This window comes from Streptomyces sp. NPDC006365, from assembly GCF_042870755.1.
GTDB lineage: Bacteria > Actinomycetota > Actinomycetes > Streptomycetales > Streptomycetaceae > Streptomyces > Streptomyces xiangluensis.
The window spans coordinates 111,546-127,208 of sequence record NZ_JBIAHS010000016.1 but is presented as its reverse complement, the minus strand read 5'-3'; the positions used below and the strand labels follow the sequence as shown (position 1 = coordinate 127,208).

The 15,663-nt window shown below is 70.4% G+C and carries 8 protein-coding genes and 1 pseudogene; 3 read left to right on the top strand and 6 right to left on the bottom strand.

Annotated features, from left to right (window positions below; translation table 11 throughout):
* Positions 1-52 precede the first annotated feature (52 nt).
* Positions 53-2,437: a GMC oxidoreductase gene (locus ACFYO0_RS33825; protein WP_388683797.1), complete on the top strand. Its 2,385-nt coding sequence runs from the start codon at positions 53-55 to the stop codon at positions 2,435-2,437.
* Complete coding sequence (locus tag ACFYO0_RS33820; protein ID WP_388683795.1) at positions 2,430-3,950, top strand: patatin-like phospholipase family protein; 1,521 nt, start codon at positions 2,430-2,432, stop codon at positions 3,948-3,950. The genes ACFYO0_RS33825 and ACFYO0_RS33820 overlap by 8 nt, the downstream gene beginning before the upstream one ends.
* A gap of 9 nt (positions 3,951-3,959) precedes the next feature.
* On the opposite strand, the gene ACFYO0_RS33815 is transcribed toward ACFYO0_RS33820, so the two are convergent.
* Positions 3,960-7,040 carry an alpha-N-acetylglucosaminidase TIM-barrel domain-containing protein gene (locus ACFYO0_RS33815; protein WP_388683793.1) on the bottom strand — a complete coding sequence of 1,027 codons (3,081 nt, stop codon included), beginning with the start codon at positions 7,038-7,040 and terminating at the stop codon, positions 3,960-3,962.
* 241 nt (positions 7,041-7,281) lie between these two features.
* Here ACFYO0_RS33815 and ACFYO0_RS33810 point away from each other — a divergent pair.
* Positions 7,282-8,913 (top strand): annotated as a pseudogene (locus ACFYO0_RS33810) (IS200/IS605 family accessory protein TnpB-related protein).
* A gap of 46 nt (positions 8,914-8,959) precedes the next feature.
* Here ACFYO0_RS33810 and ACFYO0_RS33805 read toward each other — a convergent pair.
* From ACFYO0_RS33805 to ACFYO0_RS33785, 5 genes are read right to left on the bottom strand one after another with little or no spacing between them, the layout of a single operon-like run.
* Positions 8,960-9,856 carry a beta-glucosidase gene (locus ACFYO0_RS33805; RefSeq protein ID WP_388683791.1) on the bottom strand — a complete coding sequence of 299 codons (897 nt, stop codon included), beginning with the start codon at positions 9,854-9,856 and terminating at the stop codon, positions 8,960-8,962.
* Complete coding sequence (locus ACFYO0_RS33800) at positions 9,853-10,797, bottom strand: hypothetical protein (protein ID WP_388683979.1); 945 nt, start codon at positions 10,795-10,797, stop codon at positions 9,853-9,855. The genes ACFYO0_RS33805 and ACFYO0_RS33800 overlap by 4 nt, the downstream gene beginning before the upstream one ends.
* Before the next feature lie 5 nt (positions 10,798-10,802).
* The gene (locus tag ACFYO0_RS33795) at positions 10,803-12,251 is read right to left on the bottom strand and encodes an alpha-L-fucosidase (protein WP_388683788.1); all 1,449 of its coding nucleotides are present in this window, start codon (positions 12,249-12,251) and stop codon (positions 10,803-10,805) included.
* 11 nt (positions 12,252-12,262) lie between these two features.
* Entirely contained in the window at positions 12,263-14,428 is a 2,166-nt protein-coding gene (locus ACFYO0_RS33790; protein ID WP_388683785.1) for a GDSL-type esterase/lipase family protein, read from the bottom strand.
* A gap of 9 nt (positions 14,429-14,437) precedes the next feature.
* On the bottom strand, positions 14,438-15,658 hold the full coding sequence (locus ACFYO0_RS33785) for an SGNH/GDSL hydrolase family protein (RefSeq protein WP_388683782.1): 1,221 nt from the start codon (positions 15,656-15,658) through the stop codon (positions 14,438-14,440).
* Positions 15,659-15,663 lie beyond the last annotated feature (5 nt).

Here is a 15,663-nt window from a genome sequence, read left to right as displayed (position 1 = left end):
TCCCGCACATCGAAGACATGGCGGAGCCCATGGCGAAGGGAGGCTGGGACGAATGCGCCAGCACTATGACGCACTCGTGGTCGGCACCGGTTTCGGCGGCGCGGTCTCCGCCTGCCGACTGGCTCAGGCGGGCCTGCGGGTCGGTGTTCTGGAGCGCGGGCGGCGCTACCCGCTGGGGGGCTTCCCACGAGACTGGGACAACCCACTGAACGGCTGGCTGTGGGGAAAGGACCAGGGGCTTTTCGACGTACGGCCCTTCACTGAGATGACCGTGGTCCAGGGCGCGGCCTACGGCGGCGGCTCGCACCTGTACGCCAATGTCCATCTCCGAGTACCCGAGGACGGGTTCGAGCAGGGCTGGCCCAGCGGTTATGGCCGCGCCCAGCTCGATCCGTACTACGACCTCGTGGCCTGGATGCTGGACATCACGCCGGTCAGCGAACGGCAGCCGCTCGGGATGCCGCCGAAGACGACGGCTATGCGCGAGGCGGCGCGGGCCATGGGTCGCGAGGGCCAGTTCGCGCTGCTCCCGCTCGCGCTGAACTTCGGGGAGCCGGAGGTCATGCGGCCCAACAAGTTCGGCGTGCCCCAGTCGGGCTGCCGTCATTGCGGTGAGTGCGACATCGGCTGCAACTTCCAGGCGAAGAACACCCTGGATCTCAACTACCTGGCTGTCGCGGAGCAACACGGGGCCGAGGTGGGTACGCGCTGCGAGGCGACCCGGATCGAGCCGCTGTCCGGCGCCACCGGCTACCGGCTCACGTACACCGATCACGCCACCGGGGCCGATCAGGCGGTCAGCGCGCCGGTCGTGGTTCTGGCGGCGGGCGCGGTGAACAGCACGGAGCTGCTGCTGCGTTGCCGCGACGAGTACCGGACACTGCCGGAACTGTCCGAGCGGCTCGGCCACCGCTACTCGGGCAACGGCGACTACCTCGGATTCGCCTTCGGCACCGCCAAGGCCCTGGAGCCGTCCCGGGGGCCGGTGATCACCTCGGGCATCGTGCACGACCGTGGCACCGGCAACGGCCGCCGCTGGTTCATCTTCCAGGAGGGCGCCTTCCCCCGCGAGATCGCCCCGCTGATCCGACTCCTCGACGAGGGCGATCCGCGCTTCGCCGGCCTGCTGCGCTCACAGGACGAGGCATTGGACGCGATCCGCAGTGCCTCGCGGGAACGGATCGGCGCCCGGCCGGGGCGTACGTACGGTGTGGACGTTGCGGATGAACACACCGCGGTGTTCCTCGCGATGGGCCGGGACACGGCCGACGGCCGGGTCTCGCTCCTCCCGGGCAGCCACGACCTTCGGATCTCGTGGAACCTCGGCGACAATCTCGGGCTCTACGAGACCGAGGAACGGTTCTGTGCCGACGTTGCCGCGGCGCTGGGCGGCCGGTCCGGAACCAATCCGATGTGGCGGTCGCTTCGCATTCCGGTCACCGTCCACAACCTGGGCGGTTGTGTGATGGCCGACGACCCGGCGGACGGAGTCACCGACTCCCGGGGCGAGGTGTTCGGTTACCCGAACCTGTTCGTGCTGGACGGCGGCTGCCTGCCGGAGGCCACGGGCGTCAATCCGTCCTTCACCATCGCCGCGGTGGCCGAGCGGAACATCGAAGCGGCCATCCGCCGGATCACCGGGCGGGCCGGGTGGCGCGCGCCCGAGCGGGAGTTCGCCGTGCCGGTGCCCGATCCGCTGGACGATGTACGGATCCCGGTGGGCGGCACCCCGGCACCGAGCACCCCGGGAACCGGGCTGACGTTCACCGAGACCATGCGCGGCACCGTGCGAGGCGGTGAACCACATGAGGAGGCGGCGCCCGCCCGGTTCCGGGTGACGGTGACCGCCCCGGTGCTGACCGACACCCTCGACGACCCGGCCCACCCGATGGCCGCGACGGGCACGGTGTACGTCCGAGGAGTCACCGGGACGCAGGGAGCGAAGGTGTCCGGCGGGGTGGTGAACCTGCTGACCGCCGCAGACGCTCCGGCGGCCCGACGGATGCTGTACACGTTGCCGTTCTTCGGGGCGGACGGACAGCCGTATCTGCTGGACGGCGTCAAGGACGTGCGGGACCACCGGCGGATCGATCTCTGGGGTGACATCTGGGGTGCGACCACGACGCTGCACACGACCGTCCGCCGCGGGCACACGCCTGACGGCGAGGCACTGTCGTCCGGCGTGCTGCGGCTCGGAGCTGCGGACTTCGTACGACAGCTGACGACCGTACGGATCACCGGGACCCGGAATCCGGTACGGCAGGCCGAGGCCCTGGTCCGGTTCGGGGGCTTCTTCGCCGGGTCGGTGTGGGACGTCTTCGTGCAGCCCCGCATTCCGAGCATTCCGCGTATTCCGTCGACCGGCCCTCTTTCCCGCCTGTCGCGCCTGTCCCGCCTTTCCCGTCTCTTCCGCACCGAAGGAGCGTCCGATGACTGATACAGCGCCTGATACCGCACCCCGACGTATCACCAAGCGGTCCCTGATCCTCGCCGGCGGCGGGATCAAGGTGGCGTTCCAGGCGGGCGTACTGCAGGTGTGGCTCGACGAGGCGGAGCTGGAATTCGACCATGTCGACGGCGCGAGCGGCGGCTCGTTCAACCTCGCGATGATGTGCCAGGGCATGTCCGGGACCGAGATCGCCGACGCTTGGCGCCGGACCGAGCCGGCGGCCGGGGTGTCGGTCAACGTCCGCCAGCTCGCGCGGCTGGCTCATGCCGAGTCGCTGTTCACTCTCGACGCGTACCGCAGAAACGTCTTCCCCAAGTGGGGGCTGGACTGGCGGAAGATCCGGTCATCGGCCCTCGACGCGACCTTCAACGTCTACAACGTGACCCGCCAGGAGCTTGAGGTACTGCCTCCCGCCCGTATGTCCGAGGACTTCCTGGCCGCGTGCGTGTCGCTGCCGATGTGGTTCCCGCCGGTGCGGATCGACGGGGACACGTACATCGACCCGGTGTACGTGACCGACGCGAACCTGGAGGAGGCGATCGACCGCGGCTCCGACGAGATCTGGGTGGTCTGGACGGTGAGTGAGCGGGGCGAGTGGCGTCCCGGTTTCGTGGCCGAGTACTTCCAGATCATCGAGGCGGCAGCGAACGGTACGTTCCGCCGCACGGTGGACCGCGTCGAGCGGAACAACGCAGCCATCGCGGCCGGCCTGCCGGGGGAGTTCGGCCGGCACATCGAACTGCACATCCTGCGCGCGGAAGTACCGCTCCACTACCTGATCAACTTCAGCGGGGACCGGCTGCGCGAGGCGGTCAACCGCGGGGCCGAGACCGCTCGCTCGTGGTGCGCGGAGCGGAAGATCCCGTTGGCCGCCCCTCGCCCCGAGCCGCTCCTCGAGACACCGGTGTCACTGCGGTTCAGCGAGGACATGCGCGGCGGGGTCACCCTCGGGGTGGGCGAGGAGTCCGCACGCCTCTCGGTGCACCTCACGATCGCCACCGACAGCGTCGAACGCTTCGTCGCCGACCCGCGGCACATGGCATCGGTCACCGGACAAGTACGCTGCCCGGCTTTCGGCGGCGTACGGGAACTGACCGGCGGGACGTTCCAGCTTTTCGTGGACGAGGGCGACCCCACCCGCAAGGAGATGCGCTACCGGCTGCACTTCACCGACGACCAGGACAAGCCGCTCACCCTCATCGGAGTGAAGACCGTCGACAGCGGCAACCCGCTGCGGATGTGGAGCGAGACCACCACCCTTCGCACCCGGGTACTGCGCGGACATGTGCCGGAGGGCGAGGAGGCCATCGGCGATGCGGCGGCCGAGGGAGTGCTCCGGCTGACCGTGCCGGATTTCCTGAGGGAACTCACCACCTTCCGGGTGGAGGGTGGTTCTTCGCCCGCCGCCCGCGCCGCGGGCCTGGCCAGGTTCGGCATGCTGTTCCTCGGCAAACTGTGGGACGTGTACGCCCGCCCGGTCCTCCACCCCGCGCCGGTCTGACGCCCGGCCTCAGCTGACGGAGAAGTCGGCGAACCCGGCGATCCCGCGGGTGCCGGTCCAGCCGTTGGCGGCCGTCATGAAGACACCGATGTCCTGGTTGCCGGCAGCTCCGCCCGGGGTTGCGGTGCCGACCTTGGTCCAGGTGACGCCGTCAGTGCTGCATTCGCCGGTGTAGGTGTCGCCGGAGCGTGTCAGGCGCAGGTGTACCGGGGCGGTGGCGAAGCCGGCCAGTTCGATGGAGTCGAACCGGCCGTTGCCCTCGGAGTCCCAGGACAGCGCACATCCGTTGGACGGAGTCACCGCCAGATTGACGTACCCGGCCGAGCCGTCGCCGTTCGAGCCGCTGCCGTTCGTGGAGAGGTCATTGCGGACGATGAGCCCGGCGCGGGCCCAGGGCCCTGTGCTGTCCTGCGAGGTGACCCGGACCGTGGCACTCGAGGCGGAGCCGAAAGCGGCGGGCCGGTAGACCGTGCCGAACTCGTTGGTGCCGCCCCACAGGTCGGCGCCCGCACCCTCGATGGCGAGCGCGTCCCCCAACTGGCCGAAGACCGCGTCGTTGAAGGAGGCGCTCCGGTAGGGGTCCTTCACCCCGGTGCCCGCCATCAGCCGGACCACCGCCGAGGCCGAGCCCCGCGAGCCGCCCATCCGGAGGGACGCGCTCACCGGCACCCGGGAGATCAGCGCATCGGCGGCCGCGGTGAGGGTGACCCGGAAGGCCGCCGAGAAGGTCTCGCCCGGCGCGAGGGACGCCGCGGTGGCCGTGCCGACGGGCTCGGCGGTCATCCCCTCCGGTGCGTCGACGGACAGTTTCACCTCCGTCGCCGGGCCGAATCCATTGCGGTTGGTGACCGACACGGTGACCGTGACCGGGCGGCCCTCGGTCACCGATCCCCGGTCCGCGGACGCGGTCAGCGTCACCTGTTGGGGGTCCGCCGCCAGGGTGTCCCGCACTTGGCGGGCCAGCTTGTGGATGTCGCCGGACGTCTTCGCCGGGTGGCTGTCGTGCTGGTGCGCCCAGCGGTCCTCCAGCGCGAACCAGTCGATCTCGGCCGGCTGCCGGCCGGCCGCGAGCGCCGCGGACAACTCGCCGAAGTACGTCTTCCAGCGGGTGTGGTAGAGGCCGCCGACCAGCCCCGCCCATTCCCGGTTGGCGTAGTCGTGCAGCCCTTCCTCGCTGCTCGCCCGGCCGCCCCACGTGGTGATGATCGACCGGGCGTCGTACTCCAGTTGGTCCTTCTCGGCCCTGGTGGCACCCCAGGACCGGGCGTCGGCCAGCCACCGTCCGAGCAGGTGCTGCGGGGACGTGGCCAGCACCTTGTCCATCAGCTTCATCCAGCTGAGCCAGGTCTTGGTGAGCCGGTCGAAGCCGGCCCGGTCCTCGGCCTCGTACGCCGCCTTGATCCGGGGCAGCAGCACCCGGCTGCGGTTGGACAGCACCTGACGGGTCACGTCGACGAGGTCGTAGGCGTAGGCGGAGCTGCCACGCAGCCGCGGCGCGACCTGGAGCAGTTCGGTGAGCGCCGCGTCGAAGGCCGTGGTGTCGTAGCGGTCGGCCTCCGGGCCCCACGCGGCGGCCTTGTTGGCGCCCAGGCTCGGCCGGGCGCCGAACAGCCCGTCGGGTGCCTCGCTCCACGCGTCCTTGCGGGTCATGTTGTACGCGGTGTCGCGGATCGTCTTCCAGGCGGCGGCGGCGTGCGGGTCCTCGCCTCCGTACCGGGACACGGCGTACGCGGCGAACCAGTCGTCGAGGTCGATGGTGCCGGGTGTCCACGCCAGGTCGGTGAGGAGCGCCAGCGCGGGCGCGTTGTTGTCGGCGGCCTCCGGCATCGCCGCGATCCCGGCGAGCGCGCTGCCTTCCTTGTCACGCCACTTGGGGTACTGCTCCACCCAGTCCGGGGCGTTGGCGCCCATCGGGGTGTGGCCGCCGAAGTTCCAGATGCTGCCGAAGGCGTACGGGGTGCCGCCCCAGTCGCTCTCCCGGTCCGTGACGGTGGTGTAGCGGTCGGACAGGCCGTCCACGATCAGCATCCGGGACTTGTCGACCCCGTCGAGCAGTGCCTTGGACGGGTTGGACTGCCAGCCCAGGATGGCCCAGATCGCGCCCGGGTGAGCTTTCTGGAGCGCCCCTTCGACGGCTGCCGCGGCTTCGTCCACCGGAACGTCACCGGGGTTGCCGCCCTCGTGCAGCAGGTCCATCTTGTACATCGTGCTGTCGCCGAACCGCTCCGACTGGGCGCGGTAGAAGGCGGCGGACACCTCGTCGAAGGCCGTGGTGCGCGGGTCGAGCCAGTCGGGTCGCTTGAAGGCGCCCCAGTCGCCCTGGGGGACCACGGCCGAGTCGCCGCCGTGTTCGGCGACGAAGTCGTCCGGCACGGTGCCGAAGTAACCGGGCAGCACCGGTGTCATGCCCAGTTCGCGCACCCGGTCGGTGATCTTCCGGGCGAGATCGGCGCGCCTCTCGATGAGCCGCCTGGACACGGGACCGCCGAACCCCGACATGTTCTGCAGCAGCCACCACGGCTGATGGGCCGGTGCCGGTATCCACGCCCGCATCTCGGCATCGGAGTAGCCGAACTGCCGGAAGGTGTCGTAGTAGACGGCGTCGCCGCCGGTGTAGACCAGCACCCTGTTGATGCCGTGCAGCGCGAGCACGTCCAGCTCGCGCTCCCACGCGTCCCAGTCCCGGTAGGGGCCGGTGTAGCCGTCGTTGGTGTCGTTGAGGGCGAACCGGTGCGGCACGTTCGCCGATCCGGCGATCTCCCCGTCGGGGGCGGGCAGCGACCTGGGGAGGTTCAGCTGTTCGCCGTTCCAGGAGATGTCGGCCTTCGCAGCCCGCGCGAGATAGGTGTTGAGGCCGGTGAGCAACACCGCCGGGCTGGTGCCCTCCACGGTGATCGCCCCGGCGCGGCCGGTGACCTTGAACCGGTCGGCGCTGCCGGCGTCCAGCGCGCGCAGCGTCACCTGCCGGTGGTGGTCGGGCAGCAGTCGTCGCAGCGCGACCGATACGGGGGTCGTGTTGAACGGCTTCGCGACCGTGTCCGCAGCCGCTGGTGCGGCGTGGGCACCTGACGGCGGCGTCAGCAGGATCACTCCGCCGAACGCGGCCGCTCCGGTCAGCAGGCGTCTGCGGCTGAGGGGTTGGGAACTACTGGGATTTGAGTGCGTACGAGTGCGTTCTGGCGTGTGTGAGTGAGCGCGGAGGGTCTTGGTGGGCGGCTGGGTGCTGCTACGGGAGGGGAATGGGAGTTCGTTCATCGCATGTGTGACCTTTCCGGGTGGGGCTCGTTGGGTGTGATGAGCGGGTTTTCGAGGGGCCGTGTGGGGGTGTGGGGTGGGCGGGTTGCGGGAGCTTGCGGCGTCGTTTGTGGTGCCCGGTCCCTCGGGCGCGACGGTCCGGACCCGGCTCAAGCAGCTCACGCCCGCCGATGAAAAGGTCCTCGCCCTGGTTGGCGCGCACCTCGGTTCGCTGGCCTCCCGGGACTTGAAGGTGCGGTGCGCGGACGGTCTGGAGCACTGCGCGCAGACCTGGGCGGCCCGCAAGCGGGGCCTGACTGCTATGTCGTCGTCCCGGTGGGCCGGGTCGCTCACCAAAGCCAGCCATGATCAGTGGGCGCTCGCACGGCGCGGCCAGCTCGCCCACATCCAGTCCCTTGAGGCGGGCATCCGGACGCTCGCGCACCGGCTGTCGCTGCCGGTCAGCGCGAAGGGCTCGAAACAGGCGCCGGGCGGCTACCGCAGCAAGCGGGAGTGGCACGCGAAGACCCGCCGCCTGCACATCCTCGAAGACCGGCTGGAACGGGCGCGGGCCGATTGGGAGACCGGGACCGTGCACGTGGTGCGCGGCGGCAAGCGGCTGGCCCGCACCCGCCACCAGCTGCCCGCCGCCCAGCTGACCGAGGCTCAGTGGCGGCGGCGGTGGGAGGCGTCGCGCTGGTTCCTGCAGGCGGACGGCGAGTCCGGGAAGCGCTACGGCAACGAGACGATCCGCGTCAGCCCGGACGGCGAGGTGAGCATCAAGCTCCCGACGCCGCTCGCCGGGCTGGCCAATGCCCCGCATGGCCGGTACGTCCTCGCCGCGCAGGTGCGCTTCCCGCACCGGGGGCAGGAGTGGGCGGACCGGGTGGAGGCCAACCGCGCGGTCGCCTACCGCATCCACCTCGACGTGGTACGCGGGCGTTGGTATGTGACCGCCTGCTGGCAGCTTCCGGTGTCGAAGACCGTCCCGATGGCCGACGCCCTCGCGCACGGTGTGATCGGCGTCGACATGAACGCCGACCACCTGGCCGCCTGGCGCCTCGACGTCCACGGCAACCCGACCGGCCATCCCCGCCGCTTCTTCTACGACTTGTCCGGCACCGCCGAGCACCGTGACGCCCACGTCCGCCACGCCCTGACCCGGCTGCTGCACTGGGCCCGCGCCTGCGGCGTGCAGGCCATCGCGGTGGAGGACCTGGACTTCGCCGCGGAGAAGACCCGCGAGAAGCACGGCCGCCGCAAGCGATTCCGGCAGTTGATCTCCGGCATGCCCACCGGACGGCTTCGCGCCCGGCTGACCTCGATGGCCGACCAGACCGGCATCGCGATCATCGCGGTGGACCCGGCCTACACCTCGAAGTGGGGCGCCCAGCACTGGCAGAAGCCCCTCACCCACGAAAACAGGAAGACCACTCGCCACGAGGCTGCCGCCGTGGCGATCGGACGGCGCGCCCAAGGACACCCGATCCGGCGACGGACGACACCGCCCCCTGCACACCAGAGTGATGTGCACGGGCATCGGACCGTCCAGGCCGACCGGCGTGCCCTCGGGCGTGAGGGACCCCGCCCTCCCGTTCCCGGACCACGGACACGATCCGTGCCACCGGACCGCGGAGCGAACGCGGGCAACCAGAACGCCCAACACCGCTCGGGGCGTTCGGCTGAGCATGATTCCTGGCAACAGGACTCACTCCCGCTCAGTCATTAGGAACGGTTGGTTGCCTGTCATGAACGTCCTCTCAAAACTTCTCGGATCAGGCGACGGTCATCGCGAAGATGTGCAGAGCGGGGCCACCGCTCGTCAGGCCGTCGCTGACCTTCGGCAGCACGACGGAGTGCAGCTCCTTGTCCTCCAGCTCGACGCCGAAGGTGTAGAGGCTGATCGGGTTCCTGTCCTGGCCCGAGGGGGTGTTGCGGTACGGCAGAACCACCGCGGCCGCGGGGTTCGCCCAGTACCAGTCGGGGACCTCGACGGAGAAGGCCTGCTCCGTGCCGTCCGCGTACACGACCTTCCCGGGCCCCTTGCCGTCGCCCCAGGTGCAGGTGCCGAGGAAGGCCAGCCGCGAGCCGGTGCCGGACAGCCGTACGGTCTGCCCGGAGGACACCACGTTGTCCTTGGCCCCGGGCTCGGTGTCCGGCCAGGTGAAGGTCGTCCCGCCGTACGTGACCGAGGCCCCGGGAGTCAGTCCGACCGATGCCAGCGCCTCGGCGGACAGGCTGGAACGTGAGGCGTCCATGTCGGCGGTGGTGGTGGCGTCGTCGGACGAGATTCCGGCGTTGTCGAAGGCACTGGCCAGGGACCTGTACGGCAGTTTCAGCGACGAGGTCGCGCGGGTGCAGTCGGATCCGTCCTCGTGCACGTCGAAGAGCGCGTGCGCGATGCAGGGGACCACGCCCTCGGCGTCGTCGGGGATCCGGGTCTTCCAGGTACGGGTCACCGACTTGCCGGGCGCCACCTTGCCGAGGACGGAGGCCGCCTGGCCGGCGCCGTCCACGGAGAGATACAGCACCGTGCCGCGCAGCGTGATCCGCGTGGTGTTGGTGAGCTTGCCCGTCAGGGTCACCGCCTGACCGGGCTCAGGGGCGGACGGCTCGAGGGTGATCGAGACGGGCGGGGTGAGGAAGTCCTCGTCGGAGCGGTAGGGACTCATGCTTCCTCCACCGAGAAGTGGTCGAAGACCGCTTGGACGGTCGTGCCGGGGTAGTTGACGTTGACCGCGCTCGCGACGACGCCGGCGTCCATGGCGCCGCTCGCGGAGGGGACGTTCACGCTCGCGATCTCGGTCCAGGAAAGGCCGCTGTTGGTGCTGGAGTACGCGGTGCAGGTGGTGCCGTCGCGGACCAGGCGCAGCCATGCGGGATGGGTGGAACCGCCGCCGCCGGCCCAGGTGTCGAGCCGTCCGTCGCCGTCGCTGTCGGTCATGAACTCCAGGCCGAACGACTTCGACATGGTGAGTACGGCGTAGCCGCCCTTCTCCGGGGCGGTGAGGTCGCCCGCGACTGCGATGCCGTACTTGGCGGTGGGGTTGTCGCTGCCGGTGAGGCTGACCGTCTTGACCTGCACCACACTCGCCTCGGCGGCGGAGCCGGGAAGGAGGATGCCCCCCTTCTCGTCGGTGCCGCCGGAGAAGTCGCGGCCGCCCGCCCAGATCACCAACTGGCTGCCGTACTGGCCGAACTTGGTGTCGTCGGTGGTGGCGAACGTCCGGTACGGGTCCCGCACCCCGTTGGGCTCGTAGGGCACCGTGACCGTCTTGGCGGACCGCGCGCAGTCGCTGCTGTGCCCGTCGACGTCGAAGACCACGTGCGCGGTGAACGACACGTTCCCGGCCACGTCGGCCGGCATCGCCGTCTCCCAGCGCCGGGTTGTCTTCGCGCCGCGCCGCAGGTCGCCGAGCGGGATGGTCTTCGCCGCCGTGGTGGCGCCGGGGTCGATCAGGTGGAGCACGGCGTTGCGGAGCGGGAAGGGGCAGTCGTTGGTGAGGACCGCGGTGGCGGTGACCGTGTCACCGCCGGCCGGCTCGGCCGGCTGCGTGGTGACGGTGAGGGTGGGGCCCAGGGTGTCGAACCGGGTGTCGTTACGGATTCCCATGCCGCTCACCGGGCCCAGTCGACGGTGAAGACGTTGGCGATGTCGCTGGGCAGGGAGGACGGGACGGTGATGTTGATCTTTCCGTCACCTCGGGTCCACCTCAGACTGCCGCTCGTGCCGAGCAGCCGGATCCGGGAAGTGGCGCTGATGGGAATGTCGCCGGGCACCGAGAGGGTGCCGCTGGGCGCGCCCAGCACGATGATGTTGAACTTGCCCGGGGAGACGGTGTAGCGGATGCCGAGCGAGCTGCCCTCCTCCTCCGCCCGCACCCAGGGCGTCGACCCGTAGATCGCCGGGCCGTTGACCTTCAGCCAGGCGCCGATGTCCCGCAGCCGCTCCTGCATGATCTCGGGGATCGTGCCGTCCGGCCTGGGACCGATGTTGAGCAGCAGGTTGCCGTTCTTGCTGACCACGTCGGCGAGCAGCTGGATGAGGAACTCGGAGGTCTTGTAGTCCTCGTCCGGCTCGTGCTTGTTGTAGCCCCAGGAGTAGCCCATGGTCATGCAGCACTCCCACTTCTGCGGATCCATCGTGGGGTTGGTGCGCTGCTCGTACGTCGCGAAGTCGAAGTGGGTGTCGAACCGGTCGTTGATCACCACGCCCTTGGGGTGCTTACGGTTCTTGGCCTGGTTGTAGTAGTGCGCCAGGGGTTCTTCGCTGCGCCACGGCGGTTCGCCGGTGGGCCGGAACCACTGTCCGTCCGCCCACAGCAGCTCCGGGTCGTAGCGGCCGATGATCTCGTAGAGCTGCTTGAGCTCGTAGTCGCCTATGTAGTCCTCGACCGGCTTGTAGCCGGTCATCGGGATTTCCTCGTCGGTGTAGAAGTTGCGCATCGGCCGGCCGATCGCCGGGTTGAAGTACTCGCCGAGCGAGTAGTACAGGCCCGGGCGCACGGTGCCGCGCTTGCGGGCCGCGGTCATCAGCTCACCGACGAGGTCGCGCTTCGGGCCGTACGCCACGGAGTGACGGTCCGTCACCTTGCTGGGGTAGAGGGCGAATCCGTCATGGTGTTTGCTGGTCAGCGCGAAGTACTCGGCGCCCGCCTGCTCGAACAGCTTCACCCAGGCGTCGGGATCGTACTTCTCGGCCTTGAACTGCGGGATGAGGTCGTCGTAGGTGACGTCCTCGCCGTAGGTGTCGCGGTGGTACTTCCACTCGGCGGAGTCCTTGGTGCTCTGGTACCAGAGGTACCACTCGGAGGCGCTTCTCGGCGTCGCGCCGGCGATCACCGAGTAGACGCCCCAGTGGACGAAGATGCCGAATTTGGCGTCCTTGTACCAGCGCGGCACGGGATGGGTGTCGAGGGACGCCTTGGTGGGCTGGTAGTCGGGTATGCCGGAGCCGCCGGGCACCGCCGCGCCGGCGAGGGCCTGGGCTGTGCCGGGCGGGGCGAGGAGCACAGCGCCGCCGACGGCGGCCGCGGTGGTCATGAAGTGTCTGCGGTTGACTGCCATGAACGGGCCTCTCACTCGTGGATGGAGAAGGAGTCGAAGAGCGCTGTCGTGGTCTGGCCGGGGTAGTTGAGGTTGACGGCGCTCGCGACCAGCCCGGCGTCGCCGGTGCCGTTCGCGGACGGCACGGTGGCGGTGGCGACCTGCTGCCAGGCGGTGCCGTCGGGGCTGGCGTACGCGGTGTAGGTGGTGCCGCCGCGGACGAGCTTCAGCCAGGCGGGGTGGTACGAACCACCGCCGCCGGCCCAGGTGTCGAGCCGGCCGTCGCCGTCGCTGTCGGTCAGGAACTCCAGGCCGAACTGGGCGGACATGGTGAGCACCGCGTAGCCGCCCGCCTCCGGCGCGGTGAGGTCGTTGGCGAGGGCGATCCCCGCCTTGGCGGACGGGCCGCTGCCGGTCTGACCGGCGACACGGGCGGTCACAGTGCCGGACGGCGGCACGGCGTGGGCGAGGTAGACCGCTGCCTTCTCGTCCTTCCAGCCCGACAGGTCCTGGCCGCCCGCCCAGATGGCGAACTGGTCGCCGTTCTGCGCGTATTGGGCCTCTTCGGTCGTCGTGGCACTCGTCAGATACGGCGCCTGCACCTCGGACGGCGTGGGGGTCACCGTCGCGTCCACGCTGTCGGAGTCGTGCCGTGTACGGCCGTCTTGGAGGAAGGAAGTGCGTACGCCGATCTCGTGGGTGCCCCAGGCCGCGTCGGCCGCGGGGGTCACCGTCCAGGTGACGGTGGCGCTGTCACCCGGGGCGAGGGAGCGTGTCCGCGCGCTGCCCGCCGGTTCGGCGGACCAGCCGTCGGGGAGATCGAGGCGAGTGCTGACCTCGGTGACCGCTTCGGTGCCGGTGTTGGTGACGGTCGATGTGATCTCCGTGCCGTCGCCGCCGGCTTGCAGGGTGGGCCGGTACGGGGTGAGCCGGACGCGGGCCGACGGGCAGTCGCGGGCCGCCCCGAGAGTGGTGAGGTCGACGGCGTCGGCGAACGCCTTCATCCCGGTGTCGTTGGGGTGCAGATGGTCACCGGAGTCGAAGGCGGCGGCGTAGCGGGTCGGGTCGTCCGGGTCCCGTACAGCCTTGTCGAAGTCGGCGTAGTCGTCGAAGACGCCGCCGGAGTCGCGTACGAACGCGTTGACCTTCTGCCGGTCGGCCTCCTTGGCCTCGGTCCACCAGTCGCCCCAGCCGCGATACGGCACGACGGTCGCGCCGATCAAACGCAGCCCGCGGGCGTGGACACGGCGCGCGATCTCCTTCATGCCGTCGATCACCTGATCGCCGGTGGCGCCGCCCCAGCTGAGGTCGTTGACGCCCTCGATCAGGACCACCGTCCGGGCGCCCGGCTGCGACAGCACGTCGCGTTCCAGCCGGTTCAGCGCCGACGGGTTGCCGTCGACACCGGCCGTGATCCGGTTGCCGCTGATGCCCTCGTTCAGTACCCCGGCGGTGGACGAACACGCCGACAGCCGCCCCGCCAGATAGTCGGGCCAGCGCCGGTTGGCGTTCGCCGTGGAGGACGCCCCGTCGGTGATGGAGTCGCCGAGCGCCACCACGGCCCCCGCCGTGTCACCGCCCCGTACGTCGACACCGGTCAGGAACGGGAAGGTGGAATCGGTCCTGGTGAAGGCGTCCCCGTCGGCGTCCGAGGCGTGGTCGCCGCCGCCGTCGGGTGTCCAGTAGACGGTCTGGAGGCCCATCCAGTGCTGGCTGATGTGGGTGAGCCGGCCGGGGAAGTACAGGCTGACGACCAGGTCGCTGCGGGCCGGCACGGGGACCCGGACGGCATCGCTCACCGCCTGTTCCCCGGCGGCGATGGTCACCTCGTCCTTGCCGCCGAACCGCAGCTCGTACGGCTTCGCGACGGCCGAGCCGCCGTCGCTGCGCCCCACGGTCGCGTGCCCGATGGTCACCGGCTCGGCGGTGAACCCGTTGGTCAGCCGAATCCGTACGCTCGACCCGCCCGCGCTCACCCGCACCGGTATCCGAACCGTCACCTCCGAGGTGCCCGGGTCGTACGAGGCGTGCTGCGCGGTGGCCCAAGTCCCTGTCCACTCCCCCGGCTTGGTCTCGGCCTCGGCCGGATTCGCCGGGAGCAGGGCCGCCAGGACGGCCGCGACGGCCGCGGTCAGGGCTGCGAATCTTCGGCGTTCACGCAGGTGTCCACGTAGATGTCCACGTAGATGTCCAAGCACGGGTTCTCCTCAGGAACAGCCGCGGCCGAGCCCGAGCGCGGCGAGGTCGATGGAGTCGGCGAAGGCCCTCATCCCGGCGTCATTGGGATGCAGATGGTCACCGGAGTCGTACGCCGCGCCCAGCCGCCGCGGATCCGCCGGGTCCCGTACCGCCCTGTCGAAATCGGCGTAGCCGTCGAAGACCCCGCCGGAGCCCCGGACGAACGCGTTGACCTGCTGCCGCCTGGCCTCCGTCGCCTCGCTCCAGCCGCCCCAGGTGAAGTCCTTGTACGGCGTGATCGTGGCGGCGACCACCCGCATCCCGCGCTGGTGCGCCCGGTCGGCGATCTCCGTCATCCCGGCGATGATCTGCTCGGCACTCGCCCCGTCGAGATCGTTGATGCCCTCGAAGAGGATCAGGGTCCTGGCCCCCGGCTGGGAGAGCACGTCCCGTTCGAGGCGGTCCAGGGCCGAGGGATTGGTCGCGGTCCCGGCGGTGATCCGGTTGCTGGTGATACCCGCGTTGAGCACCCCTGTGCCGGGCCGGCAGGCGTTGAGGCGGGCGGACAGCAGGTCGGGCCAGCGCTGGTTGGTGTCGGGCGTCGAGAAGGAACCGTCGGTGATCGAGTCGCCGAGCGCCACCACCGACCGGGCCCTCGGCGCGGTCACATCGACGCCACTGAGGAAGGGCCAGCTGGTGGTGGTCCAGGTGAAGGCGTCACCGGCGGTGTCGGCCGCGTGGTCGCCCGCCCCGTAGTCCGTCCAGTACACGGTCTGCTGCGCCCACCAGTGATCGGTGATGTGCGTGACCTCGCCGGGCAGATGGAGACTGACCACCAGGTCGGCAAGGGCCGGGACGGAGAGGCGGAGGGGATCGCTGACCGCCTCGCCGCCTGCCGGGACGGTCACCTCACGCTTCCCGCCGAACCGCAGGTCGTACGGGCGCGCCACGGCGGAACCGCCGTCGCGCAGGCCCACGGTCGCGTGCCCGATCGTCACGGGGACTGTGGCGTAGGCGTTGGTCAGCCGAATCCGTACGGATGAACCGCCGACGCTGGTGCGCACCGGCATCCGCACCGTCACCTCGGACATGCCCGAGACCTCGTAGTGCTCGCTCGGTGCCGTGGCCCACGTCCCCGCCCAGCCGCGCTGACCAACCTGCTGTCCTGCCCCGGCCGACGCCGCCGGCCCCACCAGGACAGCCACGACTACCAGCGCCAACGCCGCGAACCCGCGCCCTGCGGAACGCATCCCGC

Bases quoted from the DNA above. Each gene is read 5' to 3' on its own strand.
- ACFYO0_RS33825 (WP_388683797.1), top strand. From the start codon at position 53: ATGCGCCAGCACTATGACGCACTCGTGGTCGGCACCGGTTTCGGCGGC.
- ACFYO0_RS33820 (WP_388683795.1), top strand. From the start codon at position 2,430: ATGACTGATACAGCGCCTGATACCGCACCCCGACGTATCACCAAGCGG.
- ACFYO0_RS33805 (WP_388683791.1), bottom strand. From the start codon at position 9,856: ATGAGTCCCTACCGCTCCGACGAGGACTTCCTCACCCCGCCCGTCTCG.
- ACFYO0_RS33800 (WP_388683979.1), bottom strand. From the start codon at position 10,797: ATGGGAATCCGTAACGACACCCGGTTCGACACCCTGGGCCCCACCCTC.
- ACFYO0_RS33795 (WP_388683788.1), bottom strand. From the start codon at position 12,251: ATGGCAGTCAACCGCAGACACTTCATGACCACCGCGGCCGCCGTCGGC.
- ACFYO0_RS33785 (WP_388683782.1), bottom strand. From the start codon at position 15,658: ATGCGTTCCGCAGGGCGCGGGTTCGCGGCGTTGGCGCTGGTAGTCGTG.